This window comes from Alkalibacter rhizosphaerae (assembly GCF_017352215.1).
Taxonomy (GTDB): Bacteria; Bacillota; Clostridia; order Eubacteriales; family Alkalibacteraceae; genus Alkalibacter; species Alkalibacter rhizosphaerae.
This window is the reverse complement of record NZ_CP071444.1, coordinates 546,815-570,650: the sequence shown is the minus strand read 5'-3', so window position 1 is coordinate 570,650 and position 23,836 is coordinate 546,815. Positions and strand designations below refer to the sequence as shown.

Sequence of the window (23,836 nt, the reverse complement as noted above, 5' to 3'; positions counted from 1 at the left end):
AAGAAGGGGTATAGGTAGTTTAACAGGAAAGGGGAATGATCATGGAATACCAAACGAAGAAATTGCCGAAAAAAGTGTATGAGAGAGAATTGAGAAAGCTTCATATCGAACTGGTCAAATGGCAAAAATGGGTAGTTGACCAAGGTTTGAAAGTGGTGGTGATCTTTGAAGGCAGGGATGCTGCAGGCAAAGGAGGGACCATCAAAAGGATTACCGAGACCCTAAACCCCAGACACTGTCGGGTGGTCGCCCTGCCGGTACCAACAGAAAAGGAAAGAACCCAGTGGTATTTTCAGCGGTATGTCTCCCATTTGCCCTCCGCAGGAGAAATCGTTCTCTTCGATCGAAGCTGGTATAATCGTGCCGGAGTGGAACGGGTGATGGGGTTTTGTACCGATGAAGAGTATTGGGAATTTATTCAGACAGTCCCCCAGTTTGAAGACATGCTGATCCGTTCGGGGATCACGTTGATCAAATATTGGTTTTCTGTCAGTGAAGAAGAACAGGAAAAACGGTTTCAGGATCGTATTGAAGATCCGACAAAGCGGTGGAAGATCAGTCAGATGGATCTGGAGGCAAGAAAAAAATGGCACGAGTATTCTCATGCCAAAGATACCATGTTCATTCATACGGATACGGACGATTCCCCTTGGTATGTGGTGGAAAGCGATCTGAAACGCAACGCCCGGATCAATTGCATCCATCACCTGCTGGAACAGTTTGACTACAAGCAAGTGAGACCTCGAGAGATCGTTTTACCCTCCATCAATCAGGTAGGGTCTGTGGAGAGGATCCCTTATGACCGGCAACGATTGGTGCCGGATCATGCAAAAGCTTTGTTGGATCGGGAAGAAGATTAACGAAGGTTGACAATTTTCAGGCCTTTGTCTTGAAGATATTCAATGATCTCCGGCAAGGCTTCCACCGTTCTTTCTTTTTCATGGAAGAGTATGATGCTGCCGCCGGTGACGTTTTCTTTGGTGTACTCCACCAATTCTTGGGCATTGTTTACTTTCCAGTCTTCCGTATCCTTGCTCCAAAGTACGATCTTCATTTCTTTTTCTTCCAGAAGTTCGAAGGTGGTCCGGTTCATGGAACCGTAAGGAGGACGAAATAAATGGGTGCCGACGCCAATAATTTTTCGAAAAACATCGTTGGTCTGTTCGATTTGCGACCATTGATCCTCTTTACTCAACGATTTGAAATATGGGTGGGAAAAGGAATGATTTCCTAAAGCAAAACCCTGTTTGTGAATGTATCGCAGCAAGTATTCGTTGCCCTTTACATTTTCTCCTAGGAAGAAAAAAGTGCCGCCTACATTGTAAGAAGTAAGGATATCCGCAATTTTCTTTGTGTATACGGAAGGCCCGTCATCAAAGGTCAAGGCAATGGTATCCATGGGTAAAAAACGGGATCGAACATCTTCCAAGAGCACAACGGATTTGGAATTTTCCGGGACGGGAATTTGGATCAGCGTAGCGATCTTTATGGATTTGTCTTCAACAGGAGCAGAAGAATCTGCCTTTTCAAAGAATATTTCCTGCGTTTCATTTAAAGAAGGGAATGCCTCGGATCCATAAGGAGCATCTACCGGCAGATCGGAAGATCCTTTTTCGCTGTTGCCGGAATTTGCAATGATGCCGTTGGATAAAAAGATAAAGCTAAAAGCGGCGATGAACAAAAGGGAGAAAAAGCCGGTTTTTTTAGAGAAAAAGCTGTGTTTTTTCTTCTCGGAGGGCTGATGCAACCGTCGATCGTTGGCCCCATTGTTGTTTTGGGTTTTTTTATTTTTTTCATTGGCGAGGTATACTTGTCGAACAAAGTTTTCGGTACATGGGAAATGGATGGTTTGGCTGGTGTCCAGCTGAGTGACCGACAAGGAACCAAGCCACTTGTCTACATTTTCAAGACGGTGAAATTGCCGTGACAGGCGATAGCGACTTCTGCCATGGTCCTTAGAAACGAGCTTGTCGAGGACAAAATACATCTCTTCGTCGATTTTGATGGAGCTGGTGCTGGATGACATGCCATGATGCAGTCGCATCTCCATAAAAAATGCGTCCAATTCTTTGTACACACGAAGGATCTCTATGAAGTTTAAAGTATATTCGTTCATGCAGCCACCTCGTTAGCAGGTATATTTTTGCCGATTCCAACGCGTTACGATCAGATTTCTTTGGATTCTCCGGCTTCTTCCATGGGACTGGTCAATTTGGCGGTAAACTCATTGAAGGTATCAATGAGATGTTTCTTTTCCCGTTGCAGCTCGGAGAATCGATTTTTCAGATCTTTGTTTTCTGTTTCAAGGGACTGTATGATTTTTTGGAATCGTTGTTCAATGCTCTCCACCGATTCCTTTTCTTTGGAATGCTCCTTGAACAGTTCTTCGAATTTTGTCTTTTCTTCTTTTAAAGCTACTTTGATTTTATCCATTTCTTCTTGGGAATTGTTTTGGTAAAGGGTAAAATCTTCCAGCAGTTGATCATACTGCATTTGTTTTTCCGTAAGCTTGTCTTCCAACTTGAAAACCATGTTCTCATATTCTTTCGATTTTTTCTCGATTTGTTCCACGATGGCATCGTGATGGGACAAGCGATCTTCCATGAGCTGGATCTGGCTTTGAAGACTCTGGAATTTTTTCTGATCCAATTTTCTGGTTTTTATGAAATTCTCTGTGCTGGTGAGCAGATCCAACTCAACAGGATCTAAATTCTCCTTGGTAAAAGTAAGATTTTCCAGTTCGACATTGGTTGGTTCCTGTCGACCATTAAACAAGTTCCTGTTCATAAACGCACCTCTCTCTAATGAAATGGAAACGTTGAAAGCATGGTCACTTCCATACATTTTTTATTATATATGAAAGAAAATTGTTTTGCGACCAGAATATCCAATATTTGCAGAATTTTCTTTCAGGACAAAGTAAACGCCAGAAGCGGCGTAAGCCGTCTCTGGCGTAAATAGTAGAAATTGCCGATTTAGAACAATTCCTTGCTCATGCGGTCGATTTCTTCATTCGTTTTTTCATAAACACCTTCAAAGGAGCTGAAACCCAATCCTCTTGTGAGGCAAGGGATATAGTACAATTTGCCACAGCTTCTGGTGGATCGTTCCACTTCTTCCCGAATGATCTCAGGAGTCCAGTCTGGGAAGTCCATTTTTCCACTGTCCAGATCGCCCATGAAAGTAATCTGTGGGCCATATTGCTTGATCAATTCAGGAATGTTGTTGGTAGACATGGCACCCTGCCAGATGTCGATTCCCATTTCGATCATGTAAGGAACCAATGTTGCGGCCCAGTTGTCAGCGTGGTGAACAACCAGCTCAACACCGTTGTCTTTGTAATATCCGTAGATTTTTTTGTACGGAGCCAGGAAGAATTCTTCAAACATTTCTGGAGAAAGGAATGTGGAGATTTGTCCACCCCAGTCGTCATGATGGAAAAGAAGATCCGGTTTGACCCGTCGGATCAATACTTCCGCCAGCTTCAATTCGTACTCTGTCAAGTAATCGATCAATTCGTGCATTTCATCGGGATACTCATAGAAAGCAGTCAATGCATTTTCCATGCGCATCAAGTGGTGACACTGCTCGAAAAGACCAGGAGCAACAAATACGCCGCAATATTTTTCGTTGCGATCCACAGCTTTTGCGTGAGCTTCTGCTTTTGCCCAGGACTCGTCGTCATCGATGACTTCCGGAGCTTTTACATACTCTTTCCAATTTTCGATGTCCTTGATGACGATGTGCTCTTCATCATGGACCGGGAATCCGCCAAGTTGACCTACGGGCCAGCTGTAATAGACGCCCCAATCATTGGGAATAAGGTGTTCGCCAGGAGCTACACCTTTTCTCATGTTGGCTTCCATGATCAACTCCATGAATTCATACTGTTTTACGAATCGGTCGGGATTTCCCCCTTTGATGGTTTCCAATAAATTTTGTCGAATGGTTAACATTTTAAATGACCTCCTTCAATTGCATCTGTTCCAAAGTAAATACGATTCGATCAACAAAAATTATTTCTTGACCAATTCTTTTGCTTTAGTAACGGCACTACCAGCGTCCGGAGCATATCCGTCTGCCTTGATCTCGTCTGCATAAGCTTGGGTAACAGGCGCTCCACCAACGATGACGGTGAATCCGGCATCTTTCAGTGCCAAGGAAGTTTCCTTCAATGCAGGCATGGTGGTGGTAAGCAATCCGGAAGCGGCAACGATGACTGCGTTGTTTTCTTTTGCTGTTTCAACAAATTTAGCAGCAGGTACGTCTACACCAAGGTCGATCATGGTGAATCCGGCGCTCTCCAGCATCATGCTAACCAAGTTTTTGCCGATGTCGTGAAGGTCTCCAGCTACGGTTCCGATAACGCAGGTTCCCAACGATGTGGAAGCGTCTCCGGCCAGCAACGGCTTGAGTACGTCTACGCCCTTGCTCATGGCTTTTGCGGAGATCAGCATTTCCGGTACGAAGATCTCGCCGGCGGAGAATTTGTCTCCAACGATTCCCATGGACTCGATCATGGCATCCAAGATCTCTTTCGGTTGTGCGCCGCCGTCCAATGCTTCCTGGACCAATCCTGCTACTACTTTGGTTTTACCCTTTGCTACCATTTCTTGGATTTCTTGAATTTTTGACATGTACTATTCCTCCTTTTATTTTCAAGCAACATATGTTGCCTTACTGACAAGTGAAAACGGTTGCAGTTTTATAAAAATGCAAGCTTCGAAAACATTATATATGTATAAATTTTATCAATGATACGCTTGTAAGTCAACAAGCAAACAGAAATTATTTGAAAATAATCCAACGAATACAATATAATAAAATTTAACGCATTAAGAAATTGTTAATCAGAAAGATATTACAAAAATAGCGTATCAATAAATCCGTCATTTGTCAAGTTCATAGAAAAGGAAAAGAAGCACGCGAGATCGCGTGCTTCTTAAAATTTTTAGAACAGTTTTTTGCTCATTTCGTCGATGGCCTTGCTTGCTTCTTCATATACTCCCGGGAAGGAACTGAAGTTCAAGCCTTGTGTCAGGTTGGGGATGAAGTAGAGTTTGCCGCAGTTCGTGCAGGCTCGTTCCACTTCTTGATGAACGATCTCCGGTGTCCAGGCAGGGAAGTCAACCACTCCACTGTCGATATCTCCCATGAAGGAAATTTTTCCACCATACTTTTTGATCAGTTCCGGTGTATCATTGGTGGTCATGACTCCTTGCCAGATATCGATTCCCATTTCGATCATGAAAGGCACCAGGTTGGCGCTGTAGGCATCGTTGTGATGAACGATCAACTCCACACCGTTTTCCTTGTAAAAACCATAAATCTTTTTGTAAGCCGGCAGGAAGAATTCTTCGAACATTTCCGGTGAGACAAAGGATGCCTTTTGGCTGCCCCAGTCATCATGATGGAAAATGGCGTCCGGCTTAATGCGACGGATCATTTCTTTGGCATAAGCCAATTCTCTTTCCGTCAAAGCGTCGATCAATTCGTGCATGTACTCCGGTTCTTCATACAATCCCATCAAGGCATCTTCCATGCTCATGAGGTGATGGGTCATTTCAAATACGCCAGGAGCCACGAATGTAGTCACGAATCGTTCGTTGCGATCCACATTTTTTGCATGTTCTTCTGCAGCTGCCCATGCAGCGTCATCTGTTACGATCGGCGGTATGGTCACCTGTTCTTTCCACTTGGTGATGTCCTTCAAAACCTTGTGTTCTTCGTCGTGGACCGGGAATCCACCCAGTTGACCTTCCGGCCAGCTGAAAGTGATGCCCCATTCGTTTTTCAATGTTTGACCCGGGCCAACCATTTGGCCCAGTGGGCACTCCATGATCAATTCCATGAATTCATACTGATTGACAAATCGGTCGGGATTTCCCCCTTTGATGGTCTCCAATAAATTTTCTCGTATTGTCAGCATCATTAACTACCTCCTTTTTCTGCTGCTTCGTGTGTGTACATTGGAAGCAATGATATATTTCAGGTCATTCGGTTTGTCTATTATTTTACCAATTCTTTTGCTTTGGTAACGGCGCTACCAGCGTCCGGAGCGTATCCGTCTGCCTTGATCTCTGTTGCATAAGCTTGGGTAACAGGTGCTCCACCAACGATGACAGTGAATCCGGCATCTTTCAGCGCCAAAGAAGTTTCCTTCAGTGCAGGCATGGTGGTGGTCAACAATCCGGAAGCGGCAACGATGACTGCGTTGTTTTCTTTTGCAACTTCAACAAATTTTGCAGCAGGCACGTCTACACCAAGGTCGATCATGGTGAATCCGGCGCTCTCCAGCATCATGCTTACCAGGTTTTTGCCGATATCATGAAGGTCTCCAGCTACCGTTCCGATAACGCAGGTTCCCAACGATGTGGAAGCGTCTCCGGCCAACAACGGCTTGAGTACGTCTACACCCTTGCTCATGGCTTTTGCAGAAATCAGCATTTCCGGTACGAAGATCTCGCCGGCGGAGAATTTGTCTCCAACGATTCCCATGGACTCGATCATGGCATCCAAAATTTCTTTCGGTTGTGCGCCCCCGTCCAATGCTTCCTGGACCAATCCTGCTACTACTTTGGTTTTACCCTTTGCTACCATTTCTTGAACTTCTTGAATTTTTGACATGTACTGTTCCTCCTCGTAGTGTTGTTATATTGTTTGTTTAATGGTTCCCCTTACTTTTTCTTTGCACCAAAGATGCCTTCCCGATATGCACTGATGTATTCCATGCAGTACTCGTCTTCTCCCAGCATGCACTCTGTGGCGTAGATCATTCCCATCAGGTTTTGATCCGTCGGATCCAAAATGGCGCTGTCCAAACCGGCTTTCATGGCCAGTACGGTAAAGGCCTGGTTGACGATCTTTCGTGCCGGCAGGTTGAAGGAAATGTTGCTTACCGCTCCCGTTACGTGGATGGTCGGGTATTGTTTCTTGATCTCGGAGATGACCGTCTCCACCATGGCGATGCCGTCTTCCGACGTACAAAGCATTTCGATCAATGGATCGATGTGGAATCTGGACGGGTCGATGTTGTATTCTTTGGCTTTTGCCATCAGGTTTGCAAATACTTCCAGTCGCTTTTCCGCCGTTTGCGGGATCCCTGTATCGTCGTTGAGAAGTGCTGCGATCTCCCATTTTGTGTCGGCGATGACCGGGAATACGTTTTCAATTTTCTTTCCCTCCATGGATACGGAGTTGAAAAGACCCGGCTTGTTGCAATACTTCATGGATTCCAGACAAGTCATTTCGTTGGGGCTGTCCACTGCTATGGGAGTATCTGTTACCTCCTGTACCAAGTCGATCAACCATTTCATGGTCTCCAGCTCGATGTCGTCGTCTACCGATGCACAAACGTCAATGAATGTTGCTCCGGCTTCCGTTTGAATTTTTGCCAGATTTCGGATGAAATCTGCGTCCTTGGCGGCGATGGCTTTCGCGACCGAAGGAATGGATCCGTTGATTTTTTCTCCAATGATAATCAATGTGTTCCCTCCTATTAATTAATATTGTCATCGATTGCATTAATCGACAAACCCATCCGGTTGGATCCGGATGAAATTATGAATATTTATGTCTACTTAAAATCTTACATAGAAATGGGCGCTTTGTCAATATATTATTTAATCTTGTTTGTAAAGAAATATTGTTATACAATATTAAAATGAAGACAAATTTAGCTTGAGTAAAAGCTTGAAAAATCAAGGAAAGTAAGCAAAATTTATGACAAAAGGAGTTAATAAAATGGCAAAGATGTTGAAAGTAGAATTTCCTTATTTGAACAAATCCATTGAAGTGCCGGAAGGTACAAAGTTGTCCCAGGCATGTGCAGATGCAGGATATCCCCTCAACCTGGTTTGCGGTGGACGGGGTGTGTGTAAAAAATGCGGTGTCGACATTGAAGAAGACGGTGAAGTCAAGCGGGTCTTGTCCTGTCAAGTAGTTGTATACGATGGTATAAAAGTGTTGTTGAGAGAAGAAGAACAGAAAGTGCAGATCCTGACTTCCTCCACCATGGATCAAACGGCCCATAATCCGTCGATCCACTCGCTGCATTTTACCAGAGAGCAACTGTTTACAGAACTTGGCGACAACGATTGGTCCACCTTGCGGAATTTGACGGACAAAAAAATCCAAAAACCCGAATTGGAGATATTGCAGAAGATTTCTAAAACATATCACCACGAAAGCGGTTTGCGCCTGATCATGAACCACTGTGAAATTCTAGATGTTATGCCGGGAGATGACGAGAGGACCGTTTACGGTATTGCATTCGACTTGGGGACCACCTCGGCAGTAGGATATCTGTATGATATGGAGGATGGTAGGATCGTTGGTGTCAGTTCCACCATGAACAAACAAACGGAACTGGGCGGAGATGTCATATCCAGGATCAATCATGTAGTGACGGAACCGGACAAATATGGTCCTCGATTGCAAAAGCTGGCAGTGGACACCTTGAATGAGATCATCACGGATATTTGCGATTCCCATAAGATCGATATCGTGGACATCTATATGGCAGTAGTTGTAGGCAACAGCACCATGCAACATCTGTTGCTGGGATTGTATCCGGAGTATTTGGGTAAGAAGCCTTTTTCCAGCACCATCCATTCCGTGTATGAAACCAGTGCAAAACATATCGGCTTGAAGATGTGTCCCACAGGTAAATTTGCCATATTGCCGCTTCTGGGCGGGTTTGTCGGTGCGGATACGACAGCTGTATTGTTGTCCATACCCAATGACAACAAGGTTCGATTGATGTTGGACTTGGGCACCAATGGCGAGATCGCTGTCGGTAAAGACACCAACTACAACGTATCATCAACTGCTTGTGGTCCGGCGCTTGAAGGTGCAGGATTGTCTCACGGAATGCGGGGGACCAACGGCGCCATCGAACGGGTCGCCATTGTAGACGGCAAATTGGAATACAAAGTGATTGGAAACACCAAACCGGAAGGGGTCTGCGGTTCCGGTGTCATCGACCTGGTAGCGGAAATGTATAAAAATGAAGTCATCAACGAACTGGGAACCTTCAATGATCCGGAGGATATGGTTTCACCAGATCTGAAGAAGAGGATCCGGAAGGAAGGCCATGAAAATGTTTTCGTCGTGGCATTTGCAGAAGAAACTTCCATTGGAACGGATATATTCTTCAGCCAGAACGACGTACGCCAGGTGCAAATGGCCAAAGCAGCCATCTACACTGGTTGTGTCATGGTGGTGGAGGATTACGGCATCAAGGGAGAAGATTTGACGGAAATCGTCATTGCCGGCGCTTTTGGAAACTACATCGACGTACACCACGCCCAATCCATTGGCATGATCCCCAAATATGAGGGAGTACCGGTACGATCTCTTGGCAATGCAGCGGGAACGGGTTCTCAGCTTTACCTCATTTCCAAGGAAAAACAACAGGAATGCCGTGTCTTGGGACGGGAAGCCATATTCGTTGAATTGGCCAACAAACCAGGGTTTATGGAACAATATACCGGAAACATGAATTTCGGGGACTCCTGGGAGGGAGAAGATTAAAAGCAATCAAAAATACTGTTGCACTTTCAAGTGCAGCAGTATTTTTTTTGTGAAATAAGTGTAAATCCATGTTGACTTATAAAATCTAATATGATTAAATCAAGATGGAAACAAAAATGAATGGTTTAAAAATTACAAATTCACTGTAAGGAAAGATCGCCTGATGTATATAGAAAATGGAGCTGCCGAAGCCGGAGACTCCATTTTTTTTATAAATTTTAAAACGAGGTGATAACATGACGGAACAAGTGAAAAACCCGCAAGAGAAAAAAGCCTACCGCACCAAGCTTTTCGAGGATCTGTATACCGGCATCATACCGGACCGAATACCGGTTTGGGATACGGTCGGTTGGGAATGCCTGATCCAGTATGCAGGCAAGGATCTGATGACCACCCAATATCAGTACAAGTATGAATTGATCCTTGAAATTTTGGAAAAGGGAATGGAGATCTGCAGGGGAGACATGCCCGTAGGCGCTTTTGCAAGAAATCCCATTGCCTTGATGTTCCAAAAATCCATCGTCATGGAGATGAGCCAATCCGGATTCATTCAGCATGCGGAAAAGTCGGTCATGGACCCTGACGAGTACGACGAGTTCATTAAGAATCCCCACGATTTTGTGTTGGAAACGTTGGAGCCCAGGCTCAACAAAGCCTACAGCAATGAAGTCATGCGGGCCAGAAGCTATGTCAAGGCCGTTTTGTCTCATATGGAACAGGCAATGGAATTTGGCAGGGCGGAAGCGGAGATCGTTGAAAAATATGGATTATTTACCCGCCCCATGGGTTCTGTTGGCATGCAAGTGGTTCCTTTTGACTACATTACCGACATGTACCGGGGGTTCAGCAAGATCCCATTGGACATGAAGCGTTGTCCGGAAAAATTGTTGGAAGCGCTGGAAGCCGTCATGCCTTACGCCATCTGGATGGGGGAACCGAATGTGATCAGTCCTTTGGGATGCAACATGATCATGACCCACATGGCTGCCTTCCTCAGTACGGAGCAATTTGAAAAATTCTATTTCCCCACATTCAATAAAGTTTGCCACATAGCCGCAGAAAAAGGACAAGCCATGCAGATCTTCCTGGAAGGAGACTGGACCCGGTTCATCGATCACCTTCAGGAATTGCCTCAGGGTACCCAGCTTTGGATGGAATACGGAGATCCGCAAAAATTCAAGGACAAATTGGGTAAAAAGATGGTTCTTGGTGGTTTTTATCCCATTACCCTGCTTAGCAAGGGAACAAAACAACAGTGTATCGACAAAGCCAAGGAACTGATGGACATCATGGCTCCTGGAGGAAACTATCAGTTTATCTCGGACAAGGCAGCTTTGGTCATGTCGGATTTGAATCCGGAAAACTACGTGGCGGTTTTGGAATACGTATTGGAAAACGGAAAATATTCCAATGCGGGAGAGCAAGTTACAACAGCAAAAAAAGAAGATTCCATCCAAAAATATTCTCACTTGTATCCAAAGTTCGAATCCAAATACGTGGAAAGTTTCGAAGAACTGACCAAGGATCATCCGCCGGCAGATCCAAGAGTGGAACCGTTGATGCGGGAGCATTACAACAAATACCACAACATGATCGATCGAGGATTCTTCCTGTAGAGGATCGTCGCAAGGCGCCAAGAAATCTGACTTGGCGCTTTCTTTGTTGTGAAAATAATATACGTGCCTTGACTTACAAATTTTGATATGATTAAATCAAATTATAAAAAGAGGATGAGGTGATAGCATGACACAACGACCCGATAACCCCCAGCAGATGAAAGAGTACAGAACCAAGTTGTTTGAAGATCTCTTTACCGGTGTGATCCCCGATCGCATTCCTGTAAAAGATGCGGTGGGACTGGAATTTTTGATCCAGTACTCCGGAAGAGACCTGATGACCACCCAGTATCAGTACAGTACTGAATTGCTTGTCGATATTTTTGAGAAAGGACGAGAGATCTGCAGAGGAGACACCCCCGTCAGTGCTTTTGCAAGGGATCCCATCGGACTGATGTTCCAAAAATCCAGTTTGATGGAAATGAGCAAATCCGGATTCATTCAACACGCGGAAAAATCGGTCATGGATGCAGAAGATTACGACGAATTCATCAAAAACCCTTATGATTTTGTGTTGGAAGTACTCCAGCCCAGGATCAACAAGGGATACGACAACGACGTCAACCGTGCCCATAATTATGCAAAATCCCTTCTTTCCGGTATGGAGCAGGGAAGGGCATTCGGTGAGGCGGAAGCTACTATGGTCGAAAGATATGGGTTGTTCAGACGGCCTTTTGGCAGTGTAGGCATGCAGATCGTCCCATTCGATTTTATAACCGACATGTATCGTGGATTCTCCAAGATCCCCATGGATATGAGACGTTGTCCGGAGAAGCTGCTGGAGGCATTGGAAGCCATTATGCCTTATGCCATTTGGCTGGGCAAGCCCAATGTGATCAATCCTCTTGGATGCAACATGATCATGACCCACATGGCGGCTTTCCTGAGTACGGAACAATTTGAAAAATTCTATTTCCCCACCTTCAATAAAGTTTGCCATATAGCGGCAGAGCAGGGACAACCCATGCAGATCTTCCTGGAAGGAGACTGGACCCGTTTCATTGATCATCTGCAGGAATTGCCTCAAGGTACCCAGCTTTGGATGGAATACGGAGATCCGCAAAAATTCAAGGATAAATTGGGTAAAAAGATGGTACTGGGTGGATTCTATCCCCTTACGCTGCTGGGCAACGGTACCAAGCAGCAGTGCATCGACAAGGCGAAAGAATTGATCGATATTCTGGCTCCCGGTGGAAACTACCAGTTCATCACAGATAAATCGGCCTTGGCGCTAGGCGACGTCAATCCGGAAAACTACGTTGCCGTCCTGGAATACATTTTGGAAAACGGCAAGTATGACAATGCAGGAGAATTGGTCACTACCGAAAAGAAAGAAGATTCCATACAAAAATACTCCCATCTGTATCCGAAATTCGAATCCAAGTATGTGGAGAGTTTCGAAGAATTGACCAAAGACCATCCGCCGGCAGACCCAAGGGTGGAACCGTTGATGCGGGCGGCTCACGAAAAGTATCAGAACATGATCGATCGTTCCCGATTGTAGGCAGTGACCATTCCACCTTGACAGTACCGAACATGAACACATCTTTCAATCATCAAACACAAAAGACTCGAAGAGTTCTCTTCGAGTCTTTTTGAGTATGTGTCGATTACAATGAACCATCAATCGTTTTTCTTATTGGAAAACGCAACGTGATCTTAAACTGGTCTCCATCGATCTCCAGATCGAAATCGCCGCCGCAGACTTTGGTGAAGCTTTCTGCGATGGACAGGCCCAGGCCGCTGCCTTCCGTTGTTCTTGAAGAATCCCCCCGGTTGAAGCGCTGGAGGATCTCCTCTTTTGTAAAATCCATTTCGTATCCGGCGGTATTTTTCAGGGAAACGATCGATTCATCTTGGTTTGTCGTCAGGTCCAAGAAGATTCGAGTGCCGGGCATGCTGTACTTTAAAGCATTGTCCATCAGGTTTTGAATGACCCGGTACAACTTGTTTCCGTCGGACAGGATGGGTGCACCCTCCTCCGGGAAGCTGGTGCGCAGGGTTGCCTGGGAGGAACGGATCTCATCGTCCATGTCGGCAACAGCCTGTTGCAGCAAGGTCTTCAAATCCAATGATTCCAGGTTGACTTGAATGTTTCCTGTAGTGCTTTTTGCCAGATCGAACAGATCGGCCACGATTTTTTTTAATCGGTTGGATTTTTCCGAAAGGATCTGGATGTATTCTTTTGCATTTTCCGACAGGTTTTCCTCTTTGGACAAGAGGTCCGTATAACTGATGATGGAAGTTAATGGCGTTTTCAAATCATGGGACACATTGGTGACCAGGGCCACTTTCATCCGTTCCGCCTTCATCTGCTCTTCCAGGCTTTCGTTGAAGCCCAGGTTGATGGCTTCATAAGTCTTGTTGTTGTATTTTACATAAAGGTAGATCAACACCCCTTCCGTTGCGATAGGGATCCAGAAGAGAGAGGGTCCTGTAGATAATAAAATCAAAAACAAAAATACCATCATAAAACTCGCCCCGATAAAGATCCATTGTCGATAGAAGAGGGATTTGGTCAAGGGGAACTGCTGAAACCGGCGACCGTCCAGGAAACTAGTAAAAAAACTCCATGAACCATGAAAAACCTGGTAAATCAGCGAATGTTTCAGCAAATTGCCCTTCTTTCCTTTTCGCACCCAGGACAAGAGGAGCGTTCCAAAGGCTAGGGCGGCTGCGAAGGTGAGGACCCCCACCAGAATCAGGTAAGATTTTTGCCTGGCAGAGAGGATCAGTTCCCTGTACCCGTAGGTTTGAAGAGCGTCCATTCCTGCCAGCCAGAAAAAACCGACGATAACAAAGGGGATCAGGAGCAGGTCCGAATAGATCCGATCAAAAAAGCATAGGTGGATGTCGTCCCCATCCGGTTTTTTGCCGGCTACGGTCAGGAGAAATACCAAAAGTACAAGGAAGGCGCCAAGTCCAAGGGCGGCGTTGCGGAAAAGTTCCATGGCAAGGCTCTTTTGGGATTGGAAGCCAGCCTCCTGGTTTTTAAAGAAATTGGCGGAGAAACCGACGTAAACGACGGCGTCGCTGGTTATGGATGGATAGTGGATCTCCACTGCATCCAGGGCATTTCCCTTTGCAACCCATCTGTTGTCCTCCAGCTCATAGTGTCCCTTGGGAAGATCTTTGAAATAAGCAGGATCATCCGTATCCATGTTGGTAAGGATCTGCTCTCCGCGTTCGATACGGTAATCAAATTCTGCATCTGCAGGGATGCTGTCCTCATCGCCGGTTTCCAGGAAATAACTTAATGAATATAGCGTCTCGTTCAGATCCTCTTCAAAGAGACTTTCCTCATAGGTTTGGGTCCACAACAACTGGGGTGACAGGTCCAGATAAAGCCATGTCTGGACTTGAAGGACGGAAAAAGTCAAAAATCCTGCAGCCAGCACAAAAACTAATACTTTCAGCCAAATGTTACGAATGATATTTTTCAATTTTATATCCAACTCCCCATACAACTTTCAAATATTTTGGTTCTTTCGGATCGATCTCGATCTTTTCGCGAATTCGACGGATATGGACCATGACCGTGTTTTCCACTGCATAGGCCGGTTCGTTCCAAACGTTTTCATAAATGCGCTCGGCGGAGAAGACCATGCCCGGGTGTCGAAGCAAAAACTCCATGATCTGAAATTCTTTTGGCGTCAATTTGATGCTGACGCCGTCCACATAAAATTCCTTGGCATCCGGATCCAGTGCCAGACCTCCCGTTTGCAGCATAGAAGAGATGCCGTTGTTTCCCACATCCCCCAACTTCAAATAGCGTCGCAGCTGGCTTTGTACCCTTGCGATCAGCTCCGAAGGTTGAAATGGTTTGGTCACATAGTCGTCGGCGCCCATGGTCAATCCCAGCACCTTGTCGCTGTCTTCGGATTTTGCAGAGAGAACGATGATGGGCAGGTTTTTCTTTTCCCGGATCTTCAAGGTGGCTGACAGGCCGTCCATCTTGGGCATCATGATGTCCATGAGGACCAGCTGGATGTCCGTCGATTCCAGGATCTGAAGGGCTTCGGCGCCGTTTGCTGCCTTGTATACATGATAGCCTTCCGGTTGGAGAAGTTTTTCCAGGGCCCCGGCGATCTCCTTGTCGTCGTCTACCACCAATATTTTCACATCGTTCATTTTCCATCGCTCCTTCACTACTTCGCATTATAAAACAGACTTTCGTCAAAACCGCAAACAAAAATCTTAAGAAATTCAAACATTTCTTACTTTTATCAGTATAATCGATTTCTAAAGGAAATTGAAGTTTGGAAATGATTGTCCAATTACAAGAATGATGATACAATTGAATACAATAAAAATGTTCCTAGATACGATCAGGGACAAATCAGAAAGGGTGGTACGATGACAACACTTCGTCAGGAAAGGGAGCAACTTTACTTCGATCTTTGGGAAGGCAAGCGTCCCAAGCGGGTGCCCATTGAGATCATGGCAAATTTGACCTATGCCATCGAGTATATGGGTTATTCCTTAAAACGGGAACTTTATAGTGCGGAAAAATGTGTGGAGGCAGCTGAAAAAATGGCAGAGTTGATCGACTCCGACAATTTGCCTACGATTCCCAACAATGAATCTGCGGTTTTCCGTTATACCAAAGCCCAGTTTATGGTACCCGGAAACGACGGTTTTTTTCAACATCCCAACATTTCGCCGTTGACCCAGGAAGAGTATCCGGAGTTTTCAAAGAACCCGTTGGACTTTATCGTCAAAAAGATCCAACCAAGAGTCTTTGGCATTTTAGAAGATGATCCCGAATTCGGCCATGTTCGCATCAATATCGCACGACAAGTGGTGGCCAATCAATTCGCCGGCCAGGTACCAAGGTTGATGGAAAAGTACCAGCGATCGGGAGCCGTCTCCGTTGGGTTGCTCATATGGGCCCCATTCGATTTTCTGGCCGATTACATTCGCAGTTTCTCCAACGTACTTTTGGACATTCGGAAAAAACCCGAATGGGTGCTGGAAGCCTGCGAAGCCATTTTGGAATATGAACTCAAGCAGGTGGAAATGCTTCCCAAGCCATTTCCCGGAACGGTACCGACCATACTGCTGCCTCTTCATATGGCGCCATTCATGAAACCATCTGATTTTGAAAAATTCTATTGGCCCACTTTCCAACGGCTTATTGAAGGGATCCAGGAGCGGGGATACCAGGCCAACATGTACTGTGAAGAAAACTGGACGCCCCATTTGGAAGCACTAAACGACCTGCCGGGACGATGCCAGATCGCCTTTGAAACATCGGATCCGAAAAAAATTGCTGCTGTGGTATCCAAGAAACACATATTTGCCAACGGATATCCAACGGAGTTGTTGAAAACCGGCACAAAAGAGCAGTGCATCGACAAGGCCAAGGAATTGTTGGACATTCTGGCGCCGGGAGAAAACTATATTTTTGCCATCACAAAGCCGTTTTTGCGGAAAAACGATACCAACATGGATAATGTTCAAGCCTTGGTTGAGTTCGTCAAGGAATATGGAAAGTATTAAAGGGGGGGAATGATCATGAGCGAGAACAACAAACTGGTCCTTAGCAGGGAAGAGCTGATCGAACGGTATGACTTGTCGGAAGACGATCAAGTGTATCTTCTAGACACCATGGAAGACATCGAAAAGGCGGTATACCGATTTTTGTCCTATCACCTGTAATATTATCAAAAAAGATGCTTGCAACAGCAGGCATCTTTTTTTGTGACAAAAAAAGAAATGATTACCATCTTTTATAAACAATGTATAAATCATACGTGTTTTATTGAAAAACGGGAAACCCTTATCGATGTAAGAATATTGGATTTTTATAGGAAGGGATGGTTCATAATATCAATATATGAAATGAAATATTGTAAATTTATAATAATTAAAATAAAAGTTGCGGGTAGATATTAAAAAATATTCTTGACATATAATATTGGTTGTGGTTAAATTTTTATAAAATCTTATACATCGTTTAAAGAATATCCGCAATGGGACTTTGAACGAAGAACCAAAAGAAGGAGGACGTAGTATGGGCTTCACAAAAAAACCGCTTAGCAAAGGCATCAAAACGTTTTATGGTCTGGGAGACATGGGATTCTCCCTGATGACCAGTGTGGAATTATTCTTTTTCGTCTTTTTCTTGACCAACGTGGCAAAATTCTCTTTGCCTATGGTGGCATTGATCGGATCCATCACCAGTATCGGGGATGCACTTTTGTCACCCTTTTACGGAGCCATCATTTCCGGAACAAAGCCGATGCGATGGGGTCGCAACCGATCCTGGATGCTGATTGCACCGCCCCTTGTTATTCCACTATACATGCTGCAGTACACTCGGATCAGCTCCAGTGAGATCATTGCCGCCGCCATCGTGTGTGCCGGTTTCATCTTGAGCCACATTGTCTGGAACATCGCCTGGGTGGCAAACGTTTCCATGATCCCGGCAATGGCCAACAATCCGGAAGAGCGTGGATTGCTTTCTTCCAGACGAGCTACATGGACCGCAATGGCCGGCGTATTCTTTTCCTACATTGGTCAACCGACGGCACTTTATATTGGTCGAGTAACGAATAATGAAGCATTGGGTTACACCTTGCTAGCCGGAATCATGGCTACCATGATGTTCTTGGGATACATGGTCGTATTCAAGCTGACAAAAGGTTACGAGCCCACCGGTGAAGAAGAGGCGGCCATGGCATTGACATCCGGGAAGGCCAGAGTCACATTTGGCGGGATGTTGAAAAACTTGTTCCAGAATCCTCCGCTGATCGGCTTGTTGTTGGGAGACTTCTTCCGATTTGTTGGATTCTTTATCATCACCGCTTCCGCAGCGTTTTACTTCAACTATGTTGCACAAAACATGACACTATTCCCGTTATACTTGTTGATCAGTTCCATCGCCGGTGTAATAGGAGCGGCCATGAGTTCCACCCTGATCCAAAAGCTTTCCAGCAGAGTTACCACCATGGTTTGTCTGTTGGCAGCAGGGATCTCCCTGATCATCGGAAATTTCCTGGCACTGAACGTCACAATGTTCTTCGTCTTTGCAACGTTGGCCCGATTGTTCCTGGGAGCTTGTGGAGCATCCTTTGTGGCAATGTATGCAGACGTATCCATCTATGGAGAATGGAAAACGGGAGAAAATGCAACTCCTTTTGTCATGGGTTTGATGAACCTGTCTTTAAAAACAGCCATCATTTCCAGAGGTACGGTCATTCCACTGGTATTGTCTCTAGCAGGATTTGATGCAACCTTGGATCCCACCATGGCAACGGAAGCCGTCAAACAAGCAGTATTGACCGTCAACATGCTGGTTCCCGGCGGTACCGCCATCGCATCCGCCATCATCCTCTTTGTTGGTTACAAATTGACTCGGGAAAGAGTTGCCGAGTTGCAAACGGAGATCGACAGCCGAAAGCAGCAGGAAGCCAACGCCTAAGCTCGATCATTTAAATCTGGATCTAAGAGCCATGATTCCATCATGGTTCTTATTTTTATGTCTTGTTTTTGAAACAATTGAGTTTTTTTCAAAAACAACCAGAATTATAAATTTGTAGAGAAACAGTTGACAACTAATATTATATATGTTTAAATTTAAATCATGACAAAATCAACTACAGAAACGGAGGATTTATTTATGGGTTTTACAAAAAAACCGCTTAGCAAAGGCATCAAAACGTTTTACGGTCTGGGAGACATGGGATTCTCCCTGATGACCAGTGTGGAATTATTCTTTTTCGTCTTTTTCTTGACCAACGTGGCAAAATTCTCTTTGCCTATGGTGGCATTGATCGGATCCATCACCAGTATCGGGGATGCACTTTTATCACCTTTTTACGGAGCCATCATTTCCGGAACAAAGCCGATGCGATGGGGTCGCAATCGATCTTGGATGCTGATCGCACCGCCCCTTGTTATTCCGCTATACATGCTGCAGTACACCCGGATCAGTTCCAGTGAGATCATTGCTGCCGCCATCGTGTGTGCCGGCTTCATCTTGAGCCACATTGTCTGGAACATCGCCTGGGTGGCAAACGTTTCCATGATCCCGGCAATGGCCAACAATCCGGAAGAGCGTGGATTGCTTTCTTCCAGACGAGCTACATGGACCGCATTGGCCGGCGTATTCTTTTCCTACATTGGTCAACCGACTGCGATCTATATCGGCAACGTTACGAACAATGAGGCGTTGGGATACACCTTGTTAGCCGGAATCATGGCTACATTGATGTTCTTGGGATACATGGTCGTATTCAAACTGACAAAAGGTTACGAGCCCACCGGTGAAGAAGAGGCAGCAATGGCATTGACATCCGGGAAGGCCAGAGTCACATTTGGCGGGATGTTGAAGAACCTGTATCAGAATCCACCGCTCATGGTACTGCTTTTGGGTGACTTTTTCCGATTTGTAGGATTTTTCATCATTACGGCATCTGCAGCCTTTTACTTCAATTATGTGGCACAAAACATGGCATTGCTGCCTTTGTACTTGTTGATCAGTTCCATCGCCGGTGTAATAGGAGCGGCCATGAGTTCCACCCTGATCCAAAAGCTTTCCAGCAGGGTCACCACCATGATTTGTTTGTTGTTGACAGGGATCGTTCTGATCTTTGGAAACTTTGTATCCCTGAGCGTTCCCATGTTCTTCATTTTCGCCACCCTGGCTCGATTGTTCCTGGGAGCAGTCGGCGCATCCTTTGTGGCAATGTATGCAGATGTATCTATCTATGGTGAATGGAAAACCGGGGAAAATGCGACACCCTTTGTCATGGGGTTGATGAACATCTCCTTAAAAACGGCCATCATTTCCAGAGGTACGGTCATACCGCTGGTATTGTCCCTGGCAGGATTTGATGCAGCGTTGGATCCCGCCATGGCAACGGAAGCCGTCAAACAAGCAGTATTGACGGTCAACATGCTGGTTCCGGGGATCACGGCGGTGCTGTCATCGATCATCTTGTTCCTTGGCTACAAACTGACCCGGGAGAAAGTTGCAGACATGCAGGCGGATATCGATGCCAACAAGAATGGCGATGCCATGAAAAAGGCAGTTTAAAGAATTCAGACCAGGAATCGGACGTTTCCTTGGGAGGTGTCCGATTTTTTTCTATGGCAGAAGGCAGATTCATAGTATAATACCCAAGTGGAAAGACTTGGAGGGGATGGATTGGATACATTGGAGAAAAAATATGGCTTGTTCACTGCAACAGCCATGGTGGTAGGTGTGGTCATTGGCAGCGGCGTCTTTTTCAAGGCTGACGACGTATTGTCCATGACCGATGGAAATCTTATATTGGCGTTGATCGCCTGGGGGATCGGTGCATTCTCCATGATCTTTGGATCCTTGGTTTTTGCAGAATTTGCACAACGGATCGAACGATCCAACGGGATCATTGATTATACGGAAGAAGCGTATGGTCCCAAAGCGGGATATATGGTAGGGTGGTTCAACTGGATCTTGTACTTTTCACCCCTGGCGGCCATTTTGTCTTGGGTATCCGCCATGTATACGGGGATCCTTTTTGGTGTACAAAATCCGGAAAACGCCGGGATCACATGGCTCCTTGCAGCAGGATACATGCTCTTGGCATATGTTCTCAATGCCCTTGCACCGAAACTTGCGGGGAACCTGCAAGTGGGGACCACTGTGGTCAAATTGGTACCATTGGCGTTGATCGGTGTGGTTGGTACCATTTATGGAATGAAAGAAGGCATCACCATGGATAATATCCTGGTCGCGACCCAAACACTTTCCAGATCCAGGGGGACCCTGGCTTCTGCCGTTGTTTCCACCGCCTTTGCCTATGAAGGTTGGATCATTGCCGTTACCATCAATTCGGAAATTAAAGATGCTCGAAAAAATTTGCCCAAGGCTTTGACCCTGGGAGCATTCATTGTTTTTATCACATACATTGCCTACTTTTTCGGGATCGCCGGAGTGATGCCCACGGAGCAGATCGTCAGCCAGGGGGATCAAGCCGTTTCCTTGGCGTCCAACACCCTGTTCGGCCCGTTGGCGGCGACGATCCTGCTGGGGTTTGTGGTGGTCTCTTGTCTGGGGACTTTGAATGGTCTGGTCCTGTCCACCATACGGCTGCCATACAGCATGGCGGTTCGAAACCAGGGCCCTGTTCCCCGGTACCTGTCCAGGATCCATCCTACGATCCGCATGCCCTTACCGGCTGCCCTGTTGGCCGGATGTATCTCCTTTGGCTATTTGTTGTTGTGGCATGCCAGTCTCAACGGGGCATTGGGTCGGTTCGTGGCTTTGGATGAGATCCCCATCGTCATGGTCTACGGACTCTATGTGTTTCTTTATATATGGTACATGAAACGATTTCGCGATCTTGGGTGGTTCAAACGATTTGTGATCCCCACTTTTGCCTTGATGGGGGCCATGGTGATCCTGTATGGTGGTGCCAGTAATCCAAGCATTGGAATGAATCTGTTGATCTCCATTCTAGTCTTGGTTGCCGGTCTGCTGTTTTATCGAAAACAGTAACAAGGATGTAAGGACACGTCCCGCAGAACAAACTTCTGCAGGGCGTTTTTTTATTTAACACAAGCTTAACAAATCCTTAACCCCGGCAAAACAAAACCGAAAAAAGGATGTGCTATACTTCAGTTGTGCTCAGGAAAAGGGTGCAAAAATAATGATGATCCGAGGAGGACTCTTGATGAAAAAATGGATGGCGCTGTTGTTGTTAATGACCATGTTGCTGGCGGTAGCAGGTTGCGGTACCACAAACAACGGAGATGATAATGGAGATGTTTTGAGCGGCACCGTCAACGTGGACGGATCCGGGACGGTTTATCCGCTGATGGCTCATATCGCTGAAAACTACATGACGGATGTGGCACCCGATGTGAGCGTGCAAGTGGGAAGAGCCGGTTCCAGTGCAGGATTTAAAATGTTCATTCCCGGAGAAACGGACTTGTCTGATGCTTCCAGAAAAATCAAAGATACGGAAGTGGAAGAGCTGGCAGCAAAAGGTTGGAACATGGACGAACAGATCATGGAAATAAAACTGGCCTATGATGGATTGACCATGGTCATTAATAAAGACAACGACTGGGCAAGAAAAATGACCCGGGAAGAAGTGGTCAACATGTATCTTTCCGGTCAATATAAAGCCGACGACAAAGTACTGTGGTCCGATATACGACCAGAATGGCCGGCGGAAGAAATCAAATTTTACGGACCAAACGAGAATCACGGAACCTACGAATTCTTTTACGAAGTGATCCTTGACGAACAGGAGATGGTCACTACTGCAAAGTTGGAGCAGGAGTATTCCACCTTGGTGGATCTGGTCTCAAAAGATAAAAACGCTATTGCATTTTTCGGATTTGGCTACTACGTGAACAATCAGGACAAACTGCAGGCAGTTAAGGTCGATTTTGGCAACGGTCCGGTGGAACCCGGCTTGGAAACCATTGGAGAAGATCTGCCATATGCAGGATTTACCAGATTGGTGTATACGTATCTGAATCTGGAATATGCCAAAGAAAAACCTCAATTGTTGGATTTTGCAAAGTTTATCGTCTCCGAGGATGGAGCGCGAAAGCTGGCCGGTGACAATGGGTTTGCACCATTGCCTGATGCGATCCACGACGATTACCTGAGTACGCTGGAATCGATCCAGTAAGTTGTCCGGAAGAGGGGCCCCCTCTTCCTCTTTTTCATGATGACCTTATTAGAAATCGAGTCCGTTGGAGGATATAAATGAATAATGTGAAAGTTCGAGAGATCATACAAAACAATGCAACAAGGAAAAATCACCGGTTGGACCGGGTCATGCCCACCTTTTTTTTGGTGATGGCCTTGTTATCCGTTGCCACCACCATCGGCATCGTGCTGACCTTGGTCACGGATGCATCCAAGTTTTTTGCGTCGGTGCCACTGCGGGAAATATTCAGTACAAAACTGGCGCCTCTTAGTGCCCAACCTTCCTATGGGATCCTGCCTTTGCTCATGGGAACGGCCATGACCACCCTGGTGGCCATTTTGGTGGCAGTCCCCATTGGGATGGCAGCAGCTGTTTACTTGAGCCAGTTTGCATCCCCAAAATTGCGAAAAGTCTTAAAACCGGTTCTGGAGGTGCTGGCGGGGATTCCCACCATCGTGTATGGTTTTTTTGCCTATTCCTTCGTTACACCCTTGTTGATGAACCTGATCCCTTCTTTGGAACCAAAGAATGCCCTCAGCCCCGGCATCGTCATGGGGATCATGATCATCCCCATGGTAGCATCCTTGTCGGAAGACGCCATGAATGCAGTTCCGGAGATCATGCGAGAAGGAGCCTACGGTTTGGGTTCCACTAAATTGGAAGTGGCGACAAAGGTGGTGATCCCGTCGGCGATCTCAGGGATCCTGGCTTCCATCGTCCTGGCCGTTTCCAGAGCGGTGGGAGAGACCATGATCGTGACCATCGCCAGCGGGAGTACGAAGAATTTTACCTTTGACATTACAAAATCCATGCAGACCATGACGGCCTACATTGTAGAGTTTACCAGTGGAGATGCAGCCAGCGGGACGACGGGATATTATAGTTTATATGCAGTGGGATTGATCCTGTTTTTATTTACCATGGTGGTCAATTTGATCGCCCAGTACATCAGCAAAAAACTGCGGGAGGAGTATTGACATGTTGGGTGTGGAGAACCAGCGGATCAAGGACAATCGGATCCGATTGAAA

General features: G+C 45.9%; 20 protein-coding genes. 11 read left to right on the top strand and 9 right to left on the bottom strand.

What is annotated here, in order from left to right:
- Positions 1 to 41: 41 nt before the first annotated feature.
- Positions 42 to 860: a polyphosphate kinase 2 gene (gene ppk2, locus J0B03_RS02840; RefSeq protein WP_246798171.1), complete on the top strand. Its 819-nt coding sequence runs from the start codon at positions 42 to 44 to the stop codon at positions 858 to 860.
- Here ppk2 and J0B03_RS02835 read toward each other — a convergent pair.
- The 7 genes from J0B03_RS02835 to J0B03_RS02805 form a co-directional block, all read right to left on the bottom strand.
- Positions 857 to 2,116 (bottom strand): polysaccharide deacetylase family protein, encoded by a 1,260-nt coding sequence (locus J0B03_RS02835; protein WP_207300361.1) that lies wholly within the window; start codon positions 2,114 to 2,116, stop codon positions 857 to 859. The two genes, ppk2 and J0B03_RS02835, sit on opposite strands and share 4 nt — an antisense overlap.
- A 50-nt stretch (positions 2,117 to 2,166) precedes the next feature.
- Complete coding sequence (locus tag J0B03_RS02830; RefSeq protein ID WP_207300360.1) at positions 2,167 to 2,787, bottom strand: hypothetical protein; 621 nt, start codon at positions 2,785 to 2,787, stop codon at positions 2,167 to 2,169.
- Positions 2,788 to 2,975: 188 nt separating this feature from the next.
- Complete coding sequence (locus J0B03_RS02825) at positions 2,976 to 3,956, bottom strand: uroporphyrinogen decarboxylase family protein (RefSeq protein WP_207300359.1); 981 nt, start codon at positions 3,954 to 3,956, stop codon at positions 2,976 to 2,978.
- Positions 3,957 to 4,016: 60 nt separating this feature from the next.
- Positions 4,017 to 4,637: a cobalamin B12-binding domain-containing protein gene (locus J0B03_RS02820; protein WP_207300358.1), complete on the bottom strand. Its 621-nt coding sequence runs from the start codon at positions 4,635 to 4,637 to the stop codon at positions 4,017 to 4,019.
- A gap of 314 nt (positions 4,638 to 4,951) precedes the next feature.
- Positions 4,952 to 5,929: a uroporphyrinogen decarboxylase family protein gene (locus tag J0B03_RS02815; RefSeq protein ID WP_207300357.1), complete on the bottom strand. Its 978-nt coding sequence runs from the start codon at positions 5,927 to 5,929 to the stop codon at positions 4,952 to 4,954.
- A gap of 80 nt (positions 5,930 to 6,009) precedes the next feature.
- Positions 6,010 to 6,627, bottom strand: a complete 618-nt coding sequence (locus J0B03_RS02810) for a cobalamin B12-binding domain-containing protein (RefSeq protein ID WP_207300356.1) — start codon at positions 6,625 to 6,627, stop codon at positions 6,010 to 6,012.
- A 50-nt stretch (positions 6,628 to 6,677) separates the two neighbouring features.
- Positions 6,678 to 7,484, bottom strand: a complete 807-nt coding sequence (locus tag J0B03_RS02805) for a methyltetrahydrofolate cobalamin methyltransferase (protein WP_207300355.1) — start codon at positions 7,482 to 7,484, stop codon at positions 6,678 to 6,680.
- 259 nt (positions 7,485 to 7,743) lie between these two features.
- Between J0B03_RS02805 and J0B03_RS02800 the strand changes: the two genes are divergently transcribed.
- The 3 genes from J0B03_RS02800 (at position 7,744) to J0B03_RS02790 (ending at position 12,654) form a co-directional block, all read left to right on the top strand.
- A complete protein-coding gene (locus J0B03_RS02800) occupies positions 7,744 to 9,534 on the top strand; it encodes an ASKHA domain-containing protein (RefSeq protein ID WP_207300354.1) in 1,791 nt (596 codons plus the stop codon).
- Between the two features lie 236 nt (positions 9,535 to 9,770).
- Positions 9,771 to 11,150 (top strand): uroporphyrinogen decarboxylase family protein, encoded by a 1,380-nt coding sequence (locus tag J0B03_RS02795; protein WP_207300353.1) that lies wholly within the window; start codon positions 9,771 to 9,773, stop codon positions 11,148 to 11,150.
- Positions 11,151 to 11,277: 127 nt separating this feature from the next.
- Complete coding sequence (locus J0B03_RS02790; protein WP_207300352.1) at positions 11,278 to 12,654, top strand: uroporphyrinogen decarboxylase family protein; 1,377 nt, start codon at positions 11,278 to 11,280, stop codon at positions 12,652 to 12,654.
- 106 nt (positions 12,655 to 12,760) lie between these two features.
- On the opposite strand, the gene J0B03_RS02785 is transcribed toward J0B03_RS02790, so the two are convergent.
- Both J0B03_RS02785 and J0B03_RS02780 read right to left on the bottom strand, forming a co-directional pair.
- On the bottom strand, positions 12,761 to 14,593 hold the full coding sequence (locus tag J0B03_RS02785) for a sensor histidine kinase (protein WP_207300351.1): 1,833 nt from the start codon (positions 14,591 to 14,593) through the stop codon (positions 12,761 to 12,763).
- Positions 14,574 to 15,281: a response regulator transcription factor gene (locus J0B03_RS02780; RefSeq protein WP_207300350.1), complete on the bottom strand. Its 708-nt coding sequence runs from the start codon at positions 15,279 to 15,281 to the stop codon at positions 14,574 to 14,576. Before J0B03_RS02780 ends, J0B03_RS02785 begins: the two co-directional genes overlap by 20 nt.
- A gap of 225 nt (positions 15,282 to 15,506) precedes the next feature.
- Here J0B03_RS02780 and J0B03_RS02775 point away from each other — a divergent pair, with 225 nt between their 5' ends.
- The 7 genes from J0B03_RS02775 (at position 15,507) to pstC (ending at position 23,784) form a co-directional block, all read left to right on the top strand.
- Positions 15,507 to 16,652: a uroporphyrinogen decarboxylase family protein gene (locus tag J0B03_RS02775; protein ID WP_207300349.1), complete on the top strand. Its 1,146-nt coding sequence runs from the start codon at positions 15,507 to 15,509 to the stop codon at positions 16,650 to 16,652.
- Positions 16,653 to 16,667: 15 nt separating this feature from the next.
- On the top strand, positions 16,668 to 16,811 hold the full coding sequence (locus J0B03_RS02770) for a hypothetical protein (RefSeq protein ID WP_207300348.1): 144 nt from the start codon (positions 16,668 to 16,670) through the stop codon (positions 16,809 to 16,811).
- 355 nt (positions 16,812 to 17,166) lie between these two features.
- Positions 17,167 to 18,576: an MFS transporter gene (locus tag J0B03_RS02765; RefSeq protein ID WP_207300347.1), complete on the top strand. Its 1,410-nt coding sequence runs from the start codon at positions 17,167 to 17,169 to the stop codon at positions 18,574 to 18,576.
- A gap of 198 nt (positions 18,577 to 18,774) precedes the next feature.
- Positions 18,775 to 20,193 carry an MFS transporter gene (locus J0B03_RS02760; RefSeq protein ID WP_207300346.1) on the top strand — a complete coding sequence of 473 codons (1,419 nt, stop codon included), beginning with the start codon at positions 18,775 to 18,777 and terminating at the stop codon, positions 20,191 to 20,193.
- A 111-nt stretch (positions 20,194 to 20,304) separates the two neighbouring features.
- A complete protein-coding gene (locus J0B03_RS02755) occupies positions 20,305 to 21,639 on the top strand; it encodes an APC family permease (protein WP_207300345.1) in 1,335 nt (444 codons plus the stop codon).
- Between the two features lie 175 nt (positions 21,640 to 21,814).
- Positions 21,815 to 22,786: a PstS family phosphate ABC transporter substrate-binding protein gene (locus J0B03_RS02750; RefSeq protein ID WP_207300344.1), complete on the top strand. Its 972-nt coding sequence runs from the start codon at positions 21,815 to 21,817 to the stop codon at positions 22,784 to 22,786.
- Positions 22,787 to 22,863: 77 nt separating this feature from the next.
- The gene (gene pstC, locus J0B03_RS02745; RefSeq protein WP_207300343.1) at positions 22,864 to 23,784 is read left to right on the top strand and encodes a phosphate ABC transporter permease subunit PstC; all 921 of its coding nucleotides are present in this window, start codon (positions 22,864 to 22,866) and stop codon (positions 23,782 to 23,784) included.
- Positions 23,785 to 23,836: the final 52 nt, after the last annotated feature.